Genomic DNA, 17,681 nt, shown 5'->3' with positions numbered 1-17,681 from the left:
TGACCTCAAATTGAAAAAAACAAGGATTAACGGCAAAAAGACATGGCCGGTTTTCCACCGGGCCATGCCTTTTTAACAAGCTTGAATAATTCACTCCGTCAACATCTCAGGCCGATTCATTTCAGTATCATTTAATAGCACCCTGTTTTTATAATTCCAGGCTAAAACGGCCTCGGCAAAGGCCACCATTTTTTTCGTCATTCCACCGCCGACCTTGCCGTTCAGCCTGCTGGGCAATTCGCCCTTATCTATATAAGCATAGTCCGGCATCCCCAATTCCGCCGCCGTTTCATTTCTAAATTCCTCCAGGGCGGGAGCGACATATTGTTGCAATTCCCGTGGCACCAAACCCGTGGCCGCCGTTGTTTTCATGAGTTCCGGAAACGAGTCGTGCCACAACGCCAAACTTTTTTCTTCCACCATCTCCACCCCCATGGAATATAAAAAAATTATGTTGCCCAATATTTGATTATAGTATTCTCTGTTTTACGATATTTATGCAGGTGTAAATTACCATTAAAATAATAAATTAATTATCTCTATATTAAAATTCGGTGTTAAAAAGAACGCACAGTGCATTGCAACAGCTCGTAAATGCCAAAATTATCACATAACTTTAAAAGCTGGTATAAAATTCTGGTCTTAGCATCCCCATAGGCTATTCTCTCCAGAAGTTCTTCAGTTTCTTTCAACCGCAAATTAGTCCATTCCAATATTTTCAACGTAATTCGGGGGTTGCTTTCCAGTATTTCTTGAAAAACTTGCCCGTCAAGCTATACAGGAACTGGTACTCCCTTTTAACCGGAGCGCCGCAAGCCCAAGGTGGTTATGTTGATTACCCATAACCACCTTGTAATGACTTGATCATGCCGGCCTATCAGTAATACTATTGGTCACTATACCAGTACCCGAACCCCCAAGCGGGTATCGAAATCTCGGGCCAAGGGTATGCTAAACCAATAATCAAATTAAGGTGTTTCACCTACAGAAAAGAGCGGGCAGCTTTGATAGGCCACCCGCTCTTTTAGTCACACATACCTAACTTATTCGTCAAAAGCCTTTAACGCAACGGGCAGCACCTGCACAACCCGGTTGCCCACCGCGGGCATCCCAAGCAGGACAGCACTGATGATTTCTTCCCGGGTAGCTCCCAGTTCCCTGGCGTGCTTTACGTGAAAAGGGATGCCGCTTTCCAGCCCAACGGCGGCCAGCACCGCGATATAAGCTATTTCCCCGGTTTTATTATCAAGGGCGCCGGCGGCGTCCAGCTTTTTCACCGCTTCCATCCAGGCTTGCGCATGAGCGGGAGCCTCAGTTAAAAAGGTTTGAAATGCATTACTTACATGCTTGATTTCCATGACCATCACCTCATCTTAATATCTGTTTATTTTTTACTAAACTGCCACCGCTTCAGTTTGGGAAGGTGAGCATTCAGTATAGCTCTGGCCTCTTCTTCCTTCATCCCGCTCTCCTTCATGTGGGGCACGCAGATCTCAATCATGGCCTCCATGGTCAGGTCGGGCTGTTTAAACCGGCCGTCCTCATAACAATAAACGCAATAGTCCTTGCTTGCAGCGCCGCCCTTTTCCGTACCAAGTAGCTTATCGTCGGTAAGCGGCATACCGCAACTTTGACATACATTATTAAACATAACCAATCACCTTCAATTATTAATTGAATAGCCGGGATTGCTCCCGGCTATTCAGTGTTAAACCAATTATTACTCCCTTAAATCAAAACCCATTACCTGCGCCATAGCCCCGGCTATTTCCGTATTATCTTTATACCCGGCAAAGTTGGCGGCTCCAACCCCTATGGCGGACATCGGTATGGCCGTACCGGAGTGCGCGTAAGTGGTCCAGTACAGGTTGGCCCTTTCGGACACCACATGCGTAGCGGCAATGGCCGCCGGATCGTATCCGCCGTATGCTTTGGTTTCCACTTTACTGTCCACTATATCCATGGCCATTTCAATTTCCGCCTTTTCTTCAGCCGTTAAATTATCCAAACCGAGGTTTTGTTCAAGATACCGGTAATAAGCGTTTCTGTCCCCGGTATATTTGCCTTCCAGGGTGTCATCCACGGATACTTTCACGTCCGCCAGTTCATCGAGTTTCAGGAAATAGTTTTTAGCAAAACCCAAACCCATGCCGCCGGTTTCATGGTCGCCGACAACCACAATCAATGTTTCATTGGGATGCTGCTTGTAAAATTCGTAAGCCCTGGCGATGGCGGCGTCAAAGGCCAGCACATCGTGGATGGTGGCCGGCGCGTCGTTGGCGTGGCAGGCGTGGTCGATCCTGCCGCCCTCAACCATCATGAAGAAACCGTTTGGATACTTGGATAAAACTTCAATGCCCTTGGCAGTTATCTCCGCCAAACTGGGGATTGCACTGTTAGCGTTGATTCTGTCTATTTCATAAGGCATGTGCGAGGAAGTAAAAGACGCTATTACTTTCTCTTTGCTGTTTGGATGATAATTCTTAAACTGTTTTGCCCCGTTACGTTCACCTACGAATACCTTATAACCTTGCTTGCCAAACTCATTAAATATGTTCCGATCATCTTTCCTTTTAGATTTTCCCCATTGCCAGTTTTGCGGAACAAAATGTCTGTACCCGCCACCGGCAAAAAACTCCACACCGCTGTCCAGGAAGTCCGCAGCGATTTCATTTTCATTATTTCTGTTTTCATTATGAGCCGCAAACACCGCCGGAGTGGCGTGAGTCAACCTTGTAGTGGTAGCTATGCCGGTGGCCATCCCCTTTTCTTCAGCGGCTTCAATCAGGGTTTTGACAATTGTTCCGTCGGGCAGCATGGAGATTACACCGTTGTTTGTTTTATGACCGGCGGCCAAAGCAGTGCCCGCCGCCGCCGAGTCGGTTACCAGACTGTCCGCCGAGTGCGTTGTGTTGATACCGGCCACCGGCAATTTGTTCATAAGCAGCTTGGCATTTTTATCGCCCTTTTTCATTTGCAGATAATATTCGGCGGCCTGTCTTTGGGAAGCCCCCAGGCCGTCACCGATAAAATAGAATACATACTTGGGTGCTGCTGCGGCTTCAGCAATTTGTGGCTGCAAAGGGCTATCGGCCACGAACCCCGGCATAATGTTGAATGCCAGGAAAGCCAATAAAACAACAATACCTACAATCTTACACAGTAAATTCCGTTTGAGCACTTGCATACCTCCTCTTTAATTTACAACGTGCCTTTATTATAGCCGGGCGTTGTTAAAACAGGTCCATACCGCTGTTAAATTTCGGTAACAAATCAGTTAACCTACAAATTTAACCGCTTGATTCAATAGCCGCACCCGGTGATATATTTTAAAGGAATTGGCACCGATTCGTTTTTCACGCTGCCGATTACATTTATTACATTTATAATAAATATGATGAGATCGTATCTAAAAAAAATTACGAAATTCCTTTCTCCGTATAGCAAAAAGCTGCCGGTCTAAAAGGCAGCTGTTTTGTTTACAATAACTTAACATAGTTTTAAATTGTTCAAAATCAAACCATAACAACTTTGTTTTATAGTTAACCATAGAGTTATATTCGGAAGGTGCAGGCATGAGTTATAAAATACTTGTGGTTGACGATGAAAAAAATATCCTTGAATTAATTTCATACAACCTGAAGCGTGAGGGTTATACGGTTGTTACTGCAGATAACGGTCTGGACGCGCTGCAAACGGCCCAGGATGTAAAACCCGATCTGATAATTCTGGACATTATGCTGCCGGGCAAGGACGGGCTTGAGGTTTGCCGGCAGTTAAGATTTAACCCGGAAACCTATAACATTCCCATTATCATTTTAAGCGCCAAGGACGAAGAGATCGATAAAGTGGTCGGGCTTGAAGTAGGAGCGGATGATTATGTTACCAAACCATTTAGCCCGAGAGAACTTTTGGCCCGGATCAAGGCCCACTTGAGACGAATGGCGCAAAGAAGTTCCCGGGCACCGCGCGAACAGGAAAAGAGCAATAGCAAGGACCTCATGTTCGGCAGTTTGAGAATCAGGCCCGAGTCATACGAGGTATATCTTGAAGATAACAAAGTAGAACTCTCGCCCAAGGAATTTGAGATCTTAGTATTACTGGCCGGAAACCCCGGTCGGGTTTTTACCAGGGATAACTTGCTTGAAAAAATTTGGGGCTTTGACAGCGTGCGTGAGACCAGAACTGTAGACGTACATATCCGATATCTCAGGCAGAAAATTGAAAAGGACCCCGCCAATCCCAAGTATATAGAGACCGTCAGGGGGGTTGGTTACCGGTTCAGCGATAAGTAGTTATATCTTAAAAAAAATAATTCCGGCTTGGCTCATCCCCGGATTGTTCATTCCGGGGATTTTTATTCTTTACAAATGTTATCATGTATAAAACCAGGCGGGCAGTTAATTCCATCGCCATCACCGCCCGCCCTTTATTCAGCCGTCCCGGCCAGTTTTTCCGTGGCCACGGAAGCTTTTTATGATTGGATTAATTCACCCGAATTGAAACGGTTCTTTACTTCGTTAATGCCTTCCCGGGTACCCAGGATCTTTTTCCGCGCTGCGTCGGGCAAATGGCTTGTCCCATTGACTTCCTCGGTCGTGTATACCTTCCCGCCCCGGTTGTCAAGTATGTCGATTTGTACCGGCGTGCCCCTGGCAACAAAAGCGGCCCGCTCGTTTTGCACTAAATAAACTGTTTTCCTCATTATCTCCCGGCTATTTACCGCGGAAGTGTATAGGTCGATTTCTTTGGCCACACCTTCCGCCGAGTTGAGCATCATTTCATCGATATAATTTAAAAGCAGGTTTCTGGATATTATATAGGTGGCCGTTCCCTGGATTGTCAGCACTAAAACAAGTAGTAAACCAAAAACGATCATTAACCTGGATTGAAAGCTAAGGCTATCGCTCCACTTGTGTTTTTTGTGCTTCACCCCCAGTAGCGGCTCTGTTTGCTTGTTTTCTGTCGGAGTAGCCTCCATGCGCAACAACTCCCCTATCCTGATCAGAGGTGTTATATAAAGATTATTCCGCCGTCAGCCTACGGTATATGAGCCTGCCCAGCCAGCGGGCACAGAAGTTGAAAGCCAATACCACCATCACCAGCACTGCTGCTGAGCCGTCTGCCACCCTGCGCACGTCCGGAATTATCCCTTCTGAGTTCACCTTCCATATATGCACGGCCAACGTTTCGGCCGGGCGGAATGGGTTCAGCGGGGAACTGGGGCTGAATATATTCCAGTTGGTGAAATCAAGCGCCGGGCTGCTCATACCGGCGGTATACAACAGTGCCGCCGCTTCACCGAACACGCGCCCCGATGTAATGATGATTCCTGTAACCAAGCTGGGGAAAGCGCTGGGTATAATAACAGCCCAAATGGTCTGCCACTTGGTGGCCCCCAGGGCCAGGCTTCCCGCGGCCAATTCCCGGGAAACACCGTTGATGGATTCCTCGGAAACCCGCACCAGGAATGGCAGGTTGAATACCGTCAGGGCCAATGCGCCAGACATCAGTGAATAACCCCAACCCGTTATATTGACGAACACCAGCAGACCGAACAATCCCACTACAATGGATGGTAGCGATGTTAGCGTTTCAATAGCCACGCGGATACCCTCCGCCATTTTGCTACGCCCGGCATATTCAGCCAGGTATATTCCGCCCAGCAGGCCGATGGGAATAGATATACTCATGGTTAAAATAAGAATGTAGAAGGAATTGAATATTTGCGGGCCTATTCCGCCGCCGGCCCTGATTGATTGCGGCGGTGAAGTAATGAATTTCCAGTCAATGGACTTTATGCCGTGATAAAAAATATAAGCGATCAGTGTACCCAAAATCAACAACACCAACCCGGCCCCCAACCAGAACATCGCTGTAGCCAAGCGGTCTTTGGTTATATTGTTCACTGAGCGACCCCCCTCCTAACAACCACCCTGATCAGCATGATAAAGAACAAAGACATCAGCAACAAGATCAGACCCATGGACCACAGGGCGTTGTTCCAGGGAGTACCCGCGATTGTGGCTCCCATGTCCATGGTGATGGCGCTGGTTAGTGTCATCATGGGGTCAAGAATTGATGTTGGAATCTGACGCGTGTTACCGATTACCATTTGCACGGCCAAAGCCTCCCCAAAGGCCCGGGCCAATCCCAACACTACCGCGGTAATCAGGCCGGAACGCGCCGCGGGAACTAAAACCATGCGAATAGTCTGCCAACGAGTGGCCCCCAGGGCCAAGGATGCATGCTTCCACTCAATATGCAGTGCTTTTATGCTGTCCGCCGAAACGCTGATAATAGTAGGCAGAATCATTACCGATAAAACCAAAAATCCGGCCAACAGGCTAAAACCCCCGCCGCCGATATTATCCCTAATAAAAGGTACCAGCAAACTAAGGCCGATATAACCGTATACAACAGAAGGAATGCCGGCCAGGAGTTCAACTGCCGGCTGCAGCACTCGCTGCCCCCAACCGGGCGCGATTTCCACCAGGAAAACCGCCACTACTATACCAAGGGGGGCGCTAATCCCCACCGCAAATAAGGAAACAAGCACCGAACCTATAATCATTGACAGTGCACCCAACTGCGGCCCACCTTCTGCCCGGGGACGGTCGGGCCACCATTGGGTACTGAACAGGAATTCCCGCAGGCTAACTCCGTCAGATATAAAAGTTGCTATGCCTTTGGAACTGATGAAATAAATAATTGATACCGTAAGAACAATCACCAGGCTGGCGCAAAAGAGGGTCAAAGCCGAACCCAGCCGGTCATAGAAGTATCTTTTTTTTAACATTCAACCATTGCTCCTTTAAAAAGACTTCTCCCCATCTTCCTGAAAGCAAATTCTCTATCTGTTTTAAAATTATTTGTAACATAACAGCAGGCGAGGGGATACCCTTTTGCCGGCAAACCCCACGCCATGCTTTAAAACATGATTGCAGCTTGATTACTTCTGGGAAACATTGCCCTCAGCGTCCCGTTTAACTTTCATTTCAGTGGCGGGCAGATAACCCAGCTCCGGAACCAGAGTCTTTTGCACTTCGTCTGACATCATGTAATCCAGGAAATCCTTGGCCAGGCCGGTGGGTTCACCCCTGGTGTACATGTGTTCGTAAGCCCATATCGGGTAATCGCCGGTGTAGATATTTTCTGCTGCAGGCTCCACGCCGTCCAGTTTCAGCGCTTTTACGCTGCCGTCAAGGTAAGAAAAGGCCAGGTAGCCGATGGCGCCGGGAGTCTCGTTGATAATCTTGCGCACGGTGCCGGAGGAATCCTGTTCAATACCGCTGGCTTCTTCAGCGCCGTCCAGGGCAAAAGCCTTAAAGGTGGCGCGGGTGCCGGAACTCTTGGGACGGTTGACCAGGGTAACTTTAACATCGGGACCGCCAATTTCTTTCCAGTTGGTGATCTTACCGGTAAAAATGTCAATCAGCTGTTGCTTGGTAACGTTATCCACAGTAATGTCGGGGTGTACAACCGCAGCCATGCCCACAACACATACTTGATGGTCAACGAGCCCCTTGGCTTCTTCGGGGGTCAGTTTTTCTTCGGCAAACACGTCGGAGTTACCGATATCGCTGGCGCCCTGGGCAACCTGGCTCAAGCCGGTGCCGCTGCCGCCGCCCTGCACTACGATTTGCGCTTCGGGGTTCTTAGCCATAAACTGGTTGGCCGCTTCTTCCACCAGGGGCTGGAGGGCCGAAGAACCTACCGCGGTAATGGAACCCTTGGAACCGCCGGTTTGTTCCTGTTGAGTTTGTTCATGGCCTTCTTCCTTCTGGTCGGATTGACCGCCGCAACCGACAACCGCCCCCATTAGGACGCCGATAAGCAGCAATACCAAAAACAGCTTGGATTTCATACTTTTTCTCCCTTCCTTTGTTTTAAAATTACTTACCCGCGATAAAACCAACTTTAAAAAAGTCTCCCGTAGCCCTTGCCTCCCCCTTTTATTTTTTTGGATATGGTAACTGTAACACCCCAAGTTTAAATATAAATTATGTATTTGTTACGTGTTAGTAAAAATAACGTAAAATCACACATAGCTTTAACAACATTTGCCTCAGTAATAATGCCGACGGCAAGACCGGTTGAGCAACCGGTTTAAATATAAACCGTAGATTTAATTATAAATTAATCACAACTTCCTTTTGTTTTAACATCACAGTGTTATGTTACAATTGGCTTCAAACCACTTCCTTCTGACTCTGAACATATAGAGTTATCCCCGGCAGAGGCCGGGGAATTTTTTATACTTTAGGAAAGTTATACCTTGTCATATATATGGTCAGTAAAAATAATGCAAATTCAACTTGGCTCACGGGCGGCGCTCAAACCGCTCAGGTACCCGGTGGAAAAGGCTATTTGCAAGTTATAGCCCCCGGTCAGGGCATCCACGTCCAGCACTTCCCCGGCAAAATAAAGCCCCTTGACAATTTTGGATTCCAGCGTGGAAGGGTTGATTTCCCTGGTATTGACGCCACCACCGGTGACTATGGCTTCGTTTAGCGGGCGGGTCCCCTTGACGGTCAACCCGACATTTTTCAGCGTTTGCGCCAGCCGCTCCCGCTCCGCCCTGGTAACCTGATCCACCTGTTTGTGCATGTCCACTCCTGACAGGCGTAAAATTACCGGAAGCATTTTCCTGGGCAACCAGTCATCCAGGACGTTTTTTAGGTGTTTACCGGAACGTAATTTAAAGTCCTCCAGCAGGCGATGGTTGATCTGTTCTTTGGACAAAGCGGGTTCTAAATCTATATTTAGTGTAACTTCATTAGCGGCTCCTTTAATATTAAGGAAACTACTGATGGATAGGATAACCGGCCCCGATACCCCGAAATGCGTAAACAGTAGTTCCCCGAGCCGTTCAACCCACACCCGGTTTTTTACCAGCACCTGCACTTTAACGTTCTTCAGCGCCACCCCTTGCAATTCCTTAACCCATTGCTCAGCTATTTCCAGGGGCACCAGGGCCGGGCGGGGCTCAACTATGGAGTGCCCCAGCGCCCGGGCCATCCGGTAGCCGTCTCCGGTGGAGCCAGTCTGCCGGTAGGACATCCCCCCGGTGGCGATAAGCACCCCGCGGCCCGGTACCCGGCTGTTGTCCCGTAACAGCACCCCGCAAACCCGGCCATCCCGGACCAGTATCTGTTTCACCTCGGTGTTCAACTTTATCTCCACCTTGTTTGCTTGCAGGTATTTTGACAGCGCCTGCACAACATCACCGGATTTACCTGAAACGGGAAACACCCGATTTCCTTCCTCAACCCTGGTTTGCACTCCCAGGGCATGCAGCAGTTCAATCAACCGGTAATTGTTAAACGCGCTCAGGGAACTGTATAAAAACTTGCCGTTGGTAACAATGTTGCTTTGAAAATCGTCGAAACCACAGTAATTGGTGACATTGCACCTTCCCCCGCCGGTTATGAGCAGTTTTCTACCCAACTTGTTATTTTTCTCCAGCAAAATAACTTTAAGGCCATTAACCCCTGCCGTTGCGGCGCCCAGCATACCCGCCGGGCCGCCACCCACCACAATAAGGTCGTACTTCATAAGAAAACCCCCGCAAATTGAATTTATAACCTATTATCAGCCAAACTCCCGGTTAAAAATTAACGCGGCGTCGGGTAAAACAATTGTAAAATAAAAAAGGCGCTGCAGTACCATTTTTTTGGCTGCAGACGCCCCGGTTATCCTCCCAGAGTAACGTCCTGGTTTTCATACCATTGCATAGCCTCGTAAAAATGTTCCTTTTTAAAATCGGGCCACAGGTCATCCAACACGTAAAAGTCTGAATAAATTGACTGTACCGGCAAAAAACCGCTTAACCTCCGGCGGCCACCCCAGCGGATAATCAAATCCACACGAGATATATCACGTGAAGCAATGTATTGGATAACGTTGCGACTACCGCCTTTGCCGGCCATCAAACTATCCCGCATTAAATGGTTCAAATCCCATTTCCACCCGTAGTTAACCAAAAAATTAATTTTGATCAACCCCCGGCCGAAGGTCTTTCTTTCTTTAAACTCTAATAATTCGCGGGGAAAAAGGGGCGAGTCATAATCGCCGATCACCAGCAGGGCGGCGTCACGGTTGGCCAGCATACGCACGGCATCCACGCAGGCCTTTTGAAAAGCCCTGGTCTGCACCGCCGGGCGCTTTGTATTGTCCTGGGTGAACCCGTAAAAAGTAAGTTCCGGAATCCCCAGTTCAAGACATAACTCATACAGCATCATGCCGGGCTCCAGCCCCCGCCGGTATCCGTCCTGCTTGGGCAGTCCTTGCCCCACCGCCCACCTCCTATTGCCGTCCGGTATGACCCCGATATGTTTGGGCAACCTTTTAAACTTTGGGTGAGTCATATAAATCCCCCATTGCCGTCAGGTATATACAATTCTAAAATACCCAATTTCAACCGGGTTTATAGCATGGTTCATAAAAATAAAACAATTTGAACTTATTGTATAAAAACTCGCCCGCCGAACGGCAAAATTATTTTTTGGCTTCCCTGCTACTCCGTTAGGGCGCGTTCCAGAATACGATACATGCGGTCCACCATATTTCGGGAATCAACTACCAGTCCGGCGGCGATAACTGCGTTGTCATAAACCTGTTCCAAGGCCAGTTTGGCAAACTCCTCATCTTTTTCGCGCAAGGCAGCCAACCCCTTAATCACTTTGTGCCGTGGGTTTATTTCCAGCGCCTTACCTCCAATATTACCCACATCTTTATTTAGCATCTGCATGACCCGCTGCATGCTGCTGGTCATGGCGCCGTCCAGGTTTATCAACAGCGCCGGGCTTTCCACCAGGCGTTTGGACTCCCGCACTTCGTTCACCCGGTCGCCCAGGGTTTGTTTCATCCAGGCCGTCAGGTTGCGCAGTTCCAGGGAATCCATGCCTTCTTCCCGTTGTTTCTCATCTTCGGACGGTTCCGGCAGGTCCAACTCGGCCTGGTCGGCGGAAACCAGTTTTTTTCCCTGGTATTCAGCCAGGTTACTCAACACAAAATCATCTACCGGCTCATGGGTGTACAACACTTCAATGTCTCGTAATTTAAAAGCCTCCAGGTAAGGCCCCGCCTCAATAAATTCGCGGTTTGGGCCGTTGATATAATAGATATTTTTTTGCCCGTCTTGCATGCGACCGGTATAATCGTCCAGGGAAACAAGTTTACCCGGCTCGGATTTGGACGACTCAAAGCGCAAAAGAGGCGCAATATCCTTGTTGTAAGTGTAATCCGCTGCCGCCCCTTCCTTTAAGAAAATGCCAAACTTCTTCCAAAATTGAGCGTACTTATCGGGGTCGGACTTGGCCTGCTCACCCAGGAATTTAATGAATCTACCGGTTATAACTTTACGTAATTTAGCCACCAAAGCGCTGTCCTGCATGGTTTCGCGTGAAATGTTAATGGGCAGGTCTTCACTGTCCACCACGCCCTTGACAAACCGCAGCCATTCGGGCAACAGCCCCTCGGCGTTTTGCTGCAGCATCACCTTGCGGCAGTACAGTGATACGCCGGGTTCCATTTTGCCGAATCCGAAGCGTTCAAAGTTTTCCTGCGGCACGAAGAGTAGGGCGTTGATGGCCAGGGGCGCATCGGCGGAGAAATGTAAACGGTACAGCGGCTCGTCGTATGCATTGGCGATAAACTTATAAAATTCAGTGTATTCCTCGTCCTTGATTTCATTTTTGTTACGCGTCCAGATAGCCTGGATGGTATTCACCTTTTCCCCGTTCAGTATGATGGGAAAGGGCACAAAGTTTGAATAACGCTTGATAATCCGCTTGACATTATCTGTAGAAGCAAATTCCCCGGCGTTGTCCTTTAGCTCCAAAACAATTTTGGTGCCCCGCTGCAACCCTTCCGCCGGGCCGATGGAGTAACTGCCCACCCCGTCCGACACCCACTCACAACCTTCAGCTCCGGGTTTATAAGAGCGCGTCAGCACCCGCACCCGTTTGGCCACCATAAAAGCGGAATAAAAGCCCACCCCGAACTGGCCGATCAGGTTGACATCATGCTTGCCCGCTTCCCCCAGGTGTCTTAAAAAAGCCCGTGAGCCGGAATGGGCGATGGTTCCGAGGTTTTCCACCAATTCTTCACGGGTCATGCCGATACCGGTATCACTGATAGTCAGCATCTTTTCCTTATCATTTACCTCAATGGTTATTTCCAGCGGTAGGTCCGCGTCGATTATATCCTTATCTGTTATGCTCCTATATCTAAATTTCTCCAGGGCATCGGCGGAATTGGATACCAATTCCCGCAGGAAAATTTCCCGGTCGGTATATAAGGAATTGATGACTATATCCAGCATTTGTCTTACCTCGGCCTGAAATTCCCGCGTCTCCCGCTGTTTGGCCACCGCTTCAGCTACCATGTTAGCATAACCTCCCATTTTATTATTTATAGTTCAAGCATGAGTAATAACACAGGGTGAACCGGCGTTCCCCGTAATGATAATTGATAAAAATCATTTATGCTGTTAGCACTCCCTTTCGATGAGTGCTAATCTAAACAGATAGTACATAATTCACCCTGTGCGGAGCAAGAGTGTTTATCATGCAAAAGTTGTCAATATTTCCTTTAACAATGAATTATCTCCCTGTTTCTTTTAATTTTATACTAAAAGTACTTGTGTACATACCTGTTATATAAGGTAAAATAACAGTACCATGAAAGCGGATTGGGGATGTGTTTATTGGTTTTGCAAATTATTCCGGGCATTATTGCCATGGTGGCTGTTGCCGTCCTGGCCAGGGGCGGCGCGGACCTGGGTTTTCCACAATGGCCGGGACTGGAAGCGCTGTTTGCTGCCCACCCCGTAACCAATAAAATTTTAATAGATGCGCTACACCTCAATTATGTGCTTATCTCTATTTTAACGGGGATGCTGCTCAGAAACGTAATCGGCATCCCCGGCATACTCATGAGCGGTATCAGGACATCCCGGCTTTTTATTAAAATAGGAGTCATTCTGCTTGGTTCCCTCTACAGTATCATGGATCTGGCCAACCTGGGCATTAAAGCATTTTTGATTATTTCCGTTTTTATGACCCTGACACTGATTTTAACCCTTTACATGGGCCAAAGGGTCGGTCTTTCGCCGGCTTCGACATCGGTACTGGCCGCCGGCACGGCCGTATGCGGAGTTTCAGCCATCATTGCCACCGCGCCGGCGGTGCGGGCCAGAATTTCCGACGTGGCTTACTCCATAGCCACTATCCTTTCCGTAGGCTTGATTTTTTTGTTCGCCTTTCCCGGTATTGGTTCCCTGTTGGGCTTGAGCCCTCACCAGTTCGGAGTGTGGGCCGGCACCGGCATTTTGAATTCCGGACAGGTTCTGGCGGCTGCACTGGCCTTTGACCACGGTACCGCCGAGCAAGCCTCGGTCAGCTTAAAAACCGGCGAAATTTTTAATTTGACCCGAATCTTGTTTCTGCCGTTTGTGGTGCTGGCACTGGCAGTTTATAACAGCCGGCTTACTGAAGATGATGACTATAGCATCCACACCGGCTTTTGGAGTAAATTTCCCTTTTTTATTATTGGTTTTATCGTAGTAGTGATTATGACGTCCTTCGGCCTGCTAGGCGATACCTCACCCCCATCGCCCGAACTGAGATTTATCCGCAACCTGTACAACTGGTTTTTTGCCATTGGACTGGCCGGCCTGGGCATGCAAATATCATTTGATGAATTACGCAAGGCCGGCGGCAAACCGCTTTTGGTGGGTACCCTGGCCGCGACAGTCAAGGCCCTCGGCGCCCTTATCGTTGTGCTGCTGTTTATTTCAGAAAAACCTTAATAACAAATAACAATTTTGTGAAGCAGGAGGTATTATAACATGACCGACCAGAACGATCATGACAAGCTTAATATTTTCTTTACTTCGGAGTTGCTGGAAGATTATGCCGCCCTGGCCATATCAGCCCTTATACTGATTCTGGTGTTGTTGCTATTCTGACCCGGCCCTGTCTTTCAAGAAAAGAACCATACCGCTATAAAAGCCGCTGGTATCATAAACCGGTATTAGTTCGCACAATATGCCGCCGTAAGACAACGCGGCCCTGGACGGTGAAGAGGAACCGATATTGTTTTCTATCAGGGTGGCCAGTTCAGCGTTCACTTCATCGATATTTTTTTCGGTTTGTATATTGCCGAGATAATACCTGGCCATCATATTAAAGGTAACTATTTTATTGTCCTTATCGACAAAAACTACCCCGTCCGGCAACATCTCAACAATCTTGCCCAGCGCATTGCCACATAATTTTTCCTTTTCGTGACTGAATCCTATAACCACCAGCGACCCCAGCAGTTTGCCGTTTTTAAAAATTGGTGAACTTATAATTTCCAGCAGTTGGTTGGCTTTTTTAAGTGTCACCCTGGTGTCCGGGTCGTCCAGCGGGCCAATTAGATCCTTCAGTTCCGTCTTCTTAAAAACAATTTCTTTTTCGTGGAAAATTTCATGCACCACGTGGTTGGTATAAACTATTTTGTTAAATTTATTAGCAATGATAATGCCTTCCTTTAAATTGTTAAAAATATTAAAATCTATATTTTCGAAGTAAGCATTGATATTATTAATATTTAGCAACTCTAATATAAACTGGTATATTAAAAAATAAAGCGCAAACAGAAGTAACATGATAGTAATTATGCGGTAGGCATCAAAATAATTGTATTTACTAAAAAAATAAGCCTGCAGGTTGGTGTTCTCCAGGTCAATCCTACTTACCGCATATTGCGCATTCTGAGCCTTAAAACTCTTCCGGTCCGAAACAAAACGTTCAAAGCTTTCTTGTGCAAAAGGCCAGACCGCCGGGTGGCCACCGGAATCAATTAAGGCAACTTTAAATTTATCAGTGTTATAATTTAGGATTATTTTATTTTTATAATCATTAATATCATAGGTTACTACCATAAAAGTTAAAGGGCCTTCATAACCTGTCAACGGTACCGCCACACCGAGCTCGTCAACCTGTTCGTTATCATGAATACCGTAAATATACGGGTAAGCTTCACGCACGTTCCGCAGCGCCGCCTGATGCAGCACCAAATCTTTTTTACCGCCTGTGGATTTTAAAACATTACCACGACCGTCCAACAAATATATGGCCGTAATCCTGGGGTCTTGTTGCGCAATATTTGTTAATATATCCGGGCTTGACAATGCTTGTTGCTTTATTATGTGTCCGGCTGCACTTTCCGTTTGGAACTGTAGTTCTTCCAGGTAAGAATTTACCTCTCCCTGCACAATTTGTTGAATATTGGCCTCATTTTCATCCATGATTCTTTTTAAGTAGCGAAATTCCAGGGCAAAAAAAAGAGTTATCAGCGTTAAAAAAAATAATATAGCGAAATAACCCAGTATTTTTTTCTTACCTGGCAATCCGTCCATTATAAAGCCTCCCTTGGCCTACCATCCTTTTATTCAATTAATCCCTTTTTTACAGCGGAGGCCAGGGCCTCTTCAATTGTATCCACACCCAACTTGGTACATATTCCTTTAATCCTTCGTCTTAAAGTAGAAATACTGATAAATAATTCAGCCGCAATTTTTTTTTGCGTTTCACCGTTGGCAATCATTTGCAGAATATTAATTTCCGATTCCGAAAGCCCCGGTTCCGAAAGATTCATAAGCACTTCCAAACCCAATCCCGGATACAGGTATTTGCCGTCCCTGAGGGTGATAGTAATAGCCGACTTAATTTCATCAAAGGAAGCGTATTTGGGGATAAATCCCTGCACACCTGATTCCAGGGCCTTCCTGATAAATAAAGCATCGTCATAGGTGGTAAGCGCAATAAATTTTATGCCGGGAACTTTCTTCTTTACAATGTCGCATAGTTCCAAGCCGTCTCCGTCGGGCAGTTTTATATCCAACAGCACTATATTCACGTCTTCGCGCAGGTTAGCCAGCGCTTCCCGGCAAGATCCCGCCTCGGCCACCACCGTCATACCTTCTTCCATATCAATCAACCTTTTAAGACCTTCCCGTACAATATTGTGATCTTCCACCAGCATAATATTAATTTTCGCCATTTTGCTTTCCCTCCAACACCAGCGGTACGGTCAAGGTCAGGGAAAAACCGGATTCCGTATTGCTAAAAACCAGGTCGCCCCCAATTAAGTTGGCTCGTTCCTTCATCCCCCATAAACCTTTTCCCGCAGCAACTTCTCCCGGCGCATGACCGTTATCCATTATTTCTACCCTTAAAGCGTCTGTGTCACTTTTAAAATAAATATCCACTTCACTGGCATCGCTGTGTTTAACCACGTTGCTCAGTGCTTCCTGAATAATTCTATAAATAATAATTTGTGCCACTTTTCTAATGTTAAGGTCCCTGCTTTGGTAAAACATATAAACATTAATACCATGCAGCTGTTCAAAATTTGCCACATAAGACTCCAATGCCGGTATCAACCCCACCTTATCTATTAAATACGGGTGGATATCATTCATAATTCCGCGCATATCCATAGCAGCAGTTTGGCAATGGTTACGTAGCTTAACCAGGTCGTCATGGACATCTGCTGGTATCTTTTCAGCATGGGCCCTTAATATAAAATCCAGCGAGTGTATTATCGGGGACATACTTCTGCCGATCCAGTCATGTATTTCTATGGAAATTTTTTTACGTTCAGCCTCAATGGTTTCAAATAAGTGACGCTTGTTTTTTTGCATCTCCACCGGGTGCGCGACCATTGCTGCTCCTGTTAATTTTTCTCCGTAATATAAAGGATAGTAATCAACATTCACAAAGGTCCTCTTCCCGCGACCGGTAATAACTGCCTGTTTATTTGACAAGGCCTTCCCTTTTAGTAAGACGCTAAACAGGGGTTTGGTTATATTTTGCAAAGGCGGGTATTGCACTGTTACCTCGTTAAGCAACCGCCCGGTAACCCCTGAAGCAGGTATGTCCAAAAGTTTAGCGGACGCCTTGCCGGCTTTGGTAATTACGCCCCGGTGATCTATAACGAGCACCGCATCATGAATATGGTCAAAAAGGCCTGCCATCCGGTCGTGATTAACCAGCATAGGAAAGACTATTTTAAGAAAACCGGTGATAACCAGCGCCAGCGAAAGTAAAATTAGAAAAGCTGCCGCGGCTCCGGTGCTGTTTTCCAAAGCCATGGCATTTAAAGTATTGCGTTTTATGTCTGCTTGTCGTTCCATTAATAACCTGCTTGCGATTTGTTGCAGATCGATGGCCAAGGGCTCATATTGTTCACGGTATAATCCATCAATGTTATCTTGACGCATAAGAGAGGTGTATTCCCGGGTTAAATCAATTAACTCTTTTAATTCTTTTTTTTGCCGGTCTGAACCGGCCCGGTTATACAAGTCCAACTCTTGTTTAATTACCCGGAGTCCGTATTCGTTAAATTTATCCAGATACCGGTCATCTTTGTATATTACATATCCCCTGGCATTAAATACTAGATGCCCCAGGTTCAGGGATAATTGCTGGTGCTCCTTCAATAAATCAAAGTTAGTGGAAATGTCCTGGACTTTTTGCGGGGATATTTGTGTATTGTATAACAGCAACAAAGGAACCAGCAACAAAAGAATAATCAAGGCAAGTATCCAATTAAGTACATTTGACCTGGACATTTTCCTCACCCTTTTCCATTACATTAAACAGTTCTATTTTTTCGATATATTT

General features: G+C 46.9%; 16 protein-coding genes. 2 read left to right on the top strand and 14 right to left on the bottom strand.

The window, feature by feature from the left end:
- Positions 1–90: 90 nt before the first annotated feature.
- The 4 genes from BM299_RS14925 to BM299_RS14910 form a co-directional block, all read right to left on the bottom strand.
- Positions 91–372 carry an alpha/beta-type small acid-soluble spore protein gene (locus BM299_RS14925; protein ID WP_425429494.1) on the bottom strand — a complete coding sequence of 94 codons (282 nt, stop codon included), beginning with the start codon at positions 370–372 and terminating at the stop codon, positions 91–93.
- Positions 373–1,043: 671 nt separating this feature from the next.
- Positions 1,044–1,358: a carboxymuconolactone decarboxylase family protein gene (locus BM299_RS14920; protein WP_092486098.1), complete on the bottom strand. Its 315-nt coding sequence runs from the start codon at positions 1,356–1,358 to the stop codon at positions 1,044–1,046.
- Between the two features lie 26 nt (positions 1,359–1,384).
- Entirely contained in the window at positions 1,385–1,651 is a 267-nt protein-coding gene (locus BM299_RS14915) for a zinc ribbon domain-containing protein (protein ID WP_092486095.1), read from the bottom strand.
- 69 nt (positions 1,652–1,720) lie between these two features.
- Entirely contained in the window at positions 1,721–3,181 is a 1,461-nt protein-coding gene (locus BM299_RS14910) for an alkaline phosphatase (protein ID WP_245779804.1), read from the bottom strand.
- A 394-nt stretch (positions 3,182–3,575) separates the two neighbouring features.
- Between BM299_RS14910 and BM299_RS14905 the strand changes: the two genes are divergently transcribed.
- Positions 3,576–4,295 (top strand): response regulator transcription factor, encoded by a 720-nt coding sequence (locus BM299_RS14905; RefSeq protein ID WP_092486093.1) that lies wholly within the window; start codon positions 3,576–3,578, stop codon positions 4,293–4,295.
- Between the two features lie 179 nt (positions 4,296–4,474).
- On the opposite strand, the gene BM299_RS14900 is transcribed toward BM299_RS14905, so the two are convergent.
- From BM299_RS14900 to htpG, 7 genes are all read right to left on the bottom strand, one after another.
- The gene (locus BM299_RS14900; protein WP_092486090.1) at positions 4,475–4,981 is read right to left on the bottom strand and encodes a hypothetical protein; all 507 of its coding nucleotides are present in this window, start codon (positions 4,979–4,981) and stop codon (positions 4,475–4,477) included.
- A gap of 43 nt (positions 4,982–5,024) precedes the next feature.
- A complete protein-coding gene (gene pstA / locus BM299_RS14895) occupies positions 5,025–5,909 on the bottom strand; it encodes a phosphate ABC transporter permease PstA (protein WP_092486087.1) in 885 nt (294 codons plus the stop codon).
- Positions 5,906–6,799: a phosphate ABC transporter permease subunit PstC gene (pstC, locus tag BM299_RS14890; protein ID WP_092486084.1), complete on the bottom strand. Its 894-nt coding sequence runs from the start codon at positions 6,797–6,799 to the stop codon at positions 5,906–5,908. The genes pstA and pstC overlap by 4 nt, the downstream gene beginning before the upstream one ends.
- Positions 6,800–6,952: 153 nt before the next feature.
- Entirely contained in the window at positions 6,953–7,867 is a 915-nt protein-coding gene (locus BM299_RS14885) for a phosphate ABC transporter substrate-binding protein (protein ID WP_092486160.1), read from the bottom strand.
- 446 nt (positions 7,868–8,313) lie between these two features.
- Positions 8,314–9,558 carry a BaiN/RdsA family NAD(P)/FAD-dependent oxidoreductase gene (locus tag BM299_RS14880; protein ID WP_092486081.1) on the bottom strand — a complete coding sequence of 415 codons (1,245 nt, stop codon included), beginning with the start codon at positions 9,556–9,558 and terminating at the stop codon, positions 8,314–8,316.
- A gap of 137 nt (positions 9,559–9,695) precedes the next feature.
- Entirely contained in the window at positions 9,696–10,370 is a 675-nt protein-coding gene (gene uppS / locus BM299_RS14875) for a polyprenyl diphosphate synthase (RefSeq protein WP_092486078.1), read from the bottom strand.
- 149 nt (positions 10,371–10,519) lie between these two features.
- A complete protein-coding gene (htpG, locus tag BM299_RS14870) occupies positions 10,520–12,391 on the bottom strand; it encodes a molecular chaperone HtpG (RefSeq protein ID WP_092486075.1) in 1,872 nt (623 codons plus the stop codon).
- A 312-nt stretch (positions 12,392–12,703) separates the two neighbouring features.
- On the opposite strand from htpG, the gene BM299_RS14865 reads away from it, so the two are divergent.
- Positions 12,704–13,816 carry a YeiH family protein gene (locus BM299_RS14865; protein WP_092486072.1) on the top strand — a complete coding sequence of 371 codons (1,113 nt, stop codon included), beginning with the start codon at positions 12,704–12,706 and terminating at the stop codon, positions 13,814–13,816.
- Positions 13,817–13,966: 150 nt separating this feature from the next.
- Here the strand turns inward: BM299_RS14865 and BM299_RS14860 are convergent, their stop codons facing one another.
- The 3 genes from BM299_RS14860 to BM299_RS14850 are packed head-to-tail and all read right to left on the bottom strand — an operon-like array spanning position 13,967 to position 17,629.
- A complete protein-coding gene (locus tag BM299_RS14860; RefSeq protein ID WP_092486069.1) occupies positions 13,967–15,412 on the bottom strand; it encodes a transcriptional regulator in 1,446 nt (481 codons plus the stop codon).
- Positions 15,413–15,441: 29 nt separating this feature from the next.
- A complete protein-coding gene (locus BM299_RS14855; protein WP_092486066.1) occupies positions 15,442–16,056 on the bottom strand; it encodes a response regulator transcription factor in 615 nt (204 codons plus the stop codon).
- Entirely contained in the window at positions 16,043–17,629 is a 1,587-nt protein-coding gene (locus tag BM299_RS14850) for an ATP-binding protein (protein WP_092486063.1), read from the bottom strand. The genes BM299_RS14855 and BM299_RS14850 overlap by 14 nt, the downstream gene beginning before the upstream one ends.
- Between the last annotated feature and the right edge of the window lie 52 nt (positions 17,630–17,681).

It is taken from the genome of Desulfoscipio geothermicus DSM 3669 (assembly GCF_900115975.1).
Taxonomy (GTDB): domain Bacteria; phylum Bacillota; class Desulfotomaculia; order Desulfotomaculales; family Desulfallaceae; genus Desulfoscipio; species Desulfoscipio geothermicus.
This window is presented reverse-complemented; position numbering and strand designations above follow the sequence as displayed.